This is a genomic window from Micrococcus sp. Mcc89, from assembly GCF_024519795.1.
Taxonomy (GTDB): Bacteria; Actinomycetota; Actinomycetes; order Actinomycetales; family Micrococcaceae; genus Micrococcus; species Micrococcus luteus.
In genome coordinates this window covers 1-3,404 of sequence record NZ_JALJRI010000094.1, presented here as the reverse complement: position 1 = coordinate 3,404, position 3,404 = coordinate 1, and the positions used below count along the sequence as shown (strand labels likewise).

Genomic DNA, 3,404 nt, shown 5'->3' with positions numbered 1-3,404 from the left:
CCGGTATGACAAGTACGCGATCGTCTACCGGTCCGCTGTGGTGCTGAATGCTGTGCTCGCATGGTCAAAACGATTGTCAGACATGCCCTAGGTCGCGGGCGAGTACCGCCGGGTAGCTCGGGCCCTCGAGGAGTGTCATGAGGATGCGGGAGCGGGTCGGGTCGGCCATCGCCCGGCCCAGCCGGTTCATCACGTCCAGCCGCGAAGCAATAGTCAGCATGCGCTGACCATACAGAACCTGCTGACCTCTCATGTGTGGCTCCCGCTGCTGATATCTGCATAGGTGTATGGTCGTGGCATGAGTGTGACGCCGTTGGATTCGTGTCAGGTCACCGCCGTCCATCCGGAGAAGGTGGCGCTGACCCGGGAGAGGATCCCCGACGAGCGCGAGGCCGGCAGGTTGGCCGGGCTGTTCAAGCTCCTGGGGGACCCGCGCCGTGCCCGGGTGCTGTATGCGTTGCTGGAGGCCGGCGAGCTGTGCGTGTGTGACCTGGCGGCGTCGGTCGATGTCGCGGAGGCGTCGGTGTCCCAGGTGCTGCGGGTGCTGCGTACCGCTGGGGTGGTCGAGAACCGCCGGGAGGGGCGGATGGTGTACTACCGCCTCGCTGACGGGCATGTGCGGATGCTGCTGGACGTCTCCCGTGAGCACGCCCGCCACGAGGGGCAGGGCTGATGGGGGCGGGACACAGCCATGCCCCGGCGACCGGGCATGCCGGTGGCCGCTACCGTCGGCGGCTGGCGGGGGCGTTCGCCCTGACGGCGGGCTTCTTCCTGATCGAGCTGGTCGCGGGGCTGGTGTCGGGGTCGTTGGCGCTGCTGTCGGATGCCGGGCACATGGCTGCCGATGTGGTGGTGCTGGGTGCGGCGCTGCTGGCGACGCGCATCGCGAGCCGGCCGGACTCCACGGGGCGACGCACCTATGGCTCCTACCGGGCCGAGGTGTTCGCCTCGGCGTTGGCGGTGCTGGCGATGCTCGCGGTCGGGGTGTACGTGGTGGTCGAGGCCATCAGCCGGCTGGGTGACGCGCCGGAGGTGGCCTCCGGCGCCATGCTCGCGGTCGGCTTCGCCGGCCTGGTGATCAACATCATCTCCATGCTGCTGCTGCGCAGCGGGGCCAAGGACAGCCTGAACGTCAAGGGCGCCTACTACGAGGTGATCGCCGACGCCGCCGGGTCGGTGGGTGTCATGGTCGCCGGCGTGCTGATCATCCTCACCGGCCAGCCGATCTGGGACGTCGTGGTCGCGGCGCTCATCGCGGTCTTCGTCATCATCCGGGCGGTGGTTCTGGGCAGGCAGGTGATCGCGGTGCTGGGCCAGCACGCCCCGGAAGGGGTGGACCCGGAGGACGTCGCCGGTGACCTGGACGCGGTCGAGGGGGTGGAGGAGGTCCACGACCTGCACCTGTGGACCCTGACGTCGGGGATGAACGTGGCCACGGCCCACCTGGTCGCTGACCAGGGCGCGGACCACGGCGCCGTGCTTGCCGGCGCGCGCCGGGTGCTGCGCGACCGTTACGGTATCGCCCATGCCACCTTGCAGGTGGAGGGCGCCGGCAGCGACGGCTGTCACGACCTGAGCTGGTAGCACTCGGCACGGAAGCCCGCTCGCGAGAGCCGCACATGCTTGAGCAACGTCTTAGGAGCGCGCGATGACCGCGAAGCACGGCAAGGGCCCCGGGCCGGACGAGGGCCAGCGGCCGGCCCGGCGCGGGGTGGTGCTCACCCTGCTGGGGATCGGTCTGGTCGCCGCGGCTTACGTGGTGACGATCGTGGTCATGGTGGTACGGTGACGCGGCCCAAACGGACCGCGGCCTCATGGCGGCGCCGCAAGGCGGTCATCGCGTCGTCCAGTGCTGTCCTCGTCGGGTCGAGCACGTAGAGGTCGTGAAGACGTCCAGATATAGGCCTGGGACGGGAGTTCTTGCATCGACTGAACTCCCCGGTGGTTGCAGGTCCGATACGCAGGGGTGCCAGTAAGTAGGGCTGATCGGCGCCCATTTTCTTGTCTCGCGCCCCGGGGCGAGGCGGTCCCCTATCGGTGTCCCTGTGTGCGGGGCAGGTTCACGCCGCGCAGCAGGAGAGCTTGGCGATGTCGGTGGTGAAGGCCTGCGCGGTGAGCTTGAGGCCTTCGGCCATGGTCAGGTAGGGGCTCCAGAGGTTGGCGACCTGGCTGGTGGTCATGCCGGCCTCGAGCATGTAGACCCCGGCGGCGGCGAGGTCGCCGGCGTCCTGGGCCAGGGCGGTAATGCCGATGATGCGGCCGGTGTCGGCGTCGGTGACCATCTTGATGAACCCGCGGGTGTCGCGGTTGACGATCGCGCGTGGGACGTGCGCGAGTGACAGGACACGGCTGTCGTAGCGGATCCCGGCAGCGCAGGCCTGCCGTTCGGTCATCCCGACGGCGGCCAGGGCGGGGCTGGTGAACACGACCCGGGGCAGGTGGCGGTAGTCGACCTCGAGGCCGGCGCCGGTGAGGGCGTTGTCGGCGACGAGGGCGCCGTGGGCCGCGGCGACGTACACGAACTGACGGTGGGCGGTGACGTCACCGGCAGCCCAGACGCGCGGGTTGGTGCTGCGCAGATGGCTGTCGACAACCACCTCGCCGTGGTCGCCGGTGCGCACGTCGACGGTGTCGAGACCGAGCGTGGCGGTGACCGGGCGGCGCCCGGTGGCGACGAGTACCTCGGCCGCCCGGAGTTCCTGTGAGCCGTCAGTGGTGGTGGCAGTGACCGTGACCTCGCCGGTGGCCGGGTCGCGGCGGACCGCGCTGGGCACCGCGCCGCGGATGATCTGGATGCCTTCGTCCGTGAAGATCTCATCCAGGGCGGTGGACGCCTCGGGTTCTTCCTGGGACGCCAGCCGTGAGCGGACCAGCATGGTGACCCGGACGCCGAGCCGAGCGAAGAGCTGGGCCTGCTCCATCGCGACGTAGCCGCCGCCGATGACCAGCAGCGACTCCGGGACGTGGTCCAGTTCCATCGCGGTGGTCGAGGTCAGGTAACCGGCCTCCTGCAGGCCGGGGACCGGCGGCGCCCAGGGCCTGGAGCCGGTGGCGATGAGGTAGTGCGCGGCCCGGACCGTCTCCACCGTGCCGTCAGGGCCGGTGACGCGCAGTGCCGGCTCGCTGGGTGTGCCGACGAACGTGGCGTCCCCGGGGTGGAGATCCCATCCGTACTCGGTGGCCAGGTCCAGGTACTTCTCGCCACGCAGTGACCCGACGAGCCGATCCTTGCCGGCGATCAAGGCGGGCATGTCGACCGGCCGGACTTCGGGGAGCGGCAGGCCGGGGAACCGGGAGGCGTCGAGTGTGACGTGGCGGGCCTCGGCGGTCGCGAGCAAGGCCTTGGAGGGGGGCGTGTCAACTTGTCTGTGTAAGCGGGGTGGTCACAGGTAGGGGTTGATCCG

The 3,404-nt window shown here is 69.9% G+C and carries 3 protein-coding genes and 2 pseudogenes; 3 read left to right on the top strand and 2 right to left on the bottom strand.

Features of this window, described 5'->3' with window-relative positions:
* Positions 1 to 85: 85 nt before the first annotated feature.
* Positions 86 to 220: pseudogene (locus tag NR072_RS09065) on the bottom strand (ArsR family transcriptional regulator); the annotation flags it as partial.
* Between the two features lie 78 nt (positions 221 to 298).
* Between NR072_RS09065 and NR072_RS09060 the strand changes: the two are divergent.
* The 3 genes from NR072_RS09060 to NR072_RS09050 all read left to right on the top strand — a co-directional run bounded on the left by NR072_RS09060 (position 299) and on the right by NR072_RS09050 (position 1,789).
* Positions 299 to 673, top strand: a complete 375-nt coding sequence (locus NR072_RS09060) for a helix-turn-helix transcriptional regulator (protein ID WP_036334148.1) — start codon at positions 299 to 301, stop codon at positions 671 to 673.
* On the top strand, positions 673 to 1,584 hold the full coding sequence (locus NR072_RS09055; RefSeq protein ID WP_002854089.1) for a cation diffusion facilitator family transporter: 912 nt from the start codon (positions 673 to 675) through the stop codon (positions 1,582 to 1,584). Before NR072_RS09060 ends, NR072_RS09055 begins: the two co-directional genes overlap by 1 nt.
* A 64-nt stretch (positions 1,585 to 1,648) precedes the next feature.
* Entirely contained in the window at positions 1,649 to 1,789 is a 141-nt protein-coding gene (locus NR072_RS09050; RefSeq protein ID WP_002854087.1) for a hypothetical protein, read from the top strand.
* Between the two features lie 271 nt (positions 1,790 to 2,060).
* On the opposite strand, the pseudogene merA reads toward NR072_RS09050, so the two are convergent.
* Positions 2,061 to 3,350, bottom strand: a pseudogene (gene merA / locus NR072_RS09045) (mercury(II) reductase); the annotation flags it as partial.
* Between the last annotated feature and the right edge of the window lie 54 nt (positions 3,351 to 3,404).

What these genes read in the sequence shown, in the direction of transcription:
- NR072_RS09060 (WP_036334148.1), top strand. Translation starts at nt 299, where the DNA reads ATGAGTGTGACGCCGTTGGATTCGTGTCAGGTCACCGCCGTCCATCCG.
- NR072_RS09050 (WP_002854087.1), top strand. Translation starts at nt 1,649, where the DNA reads ATGACCGCGAAGCACGGCAAGGGCCCCGGGCCGGACGAGGGCCAGCGG.
- NR072_RS09055 (WP_002854089.1), top strand. Translation starts at nt 673, where the DNA reads ATGGGGGCGGGACACAGCCATGCCCCGGCGACCGGGCATGCCGGTGGC.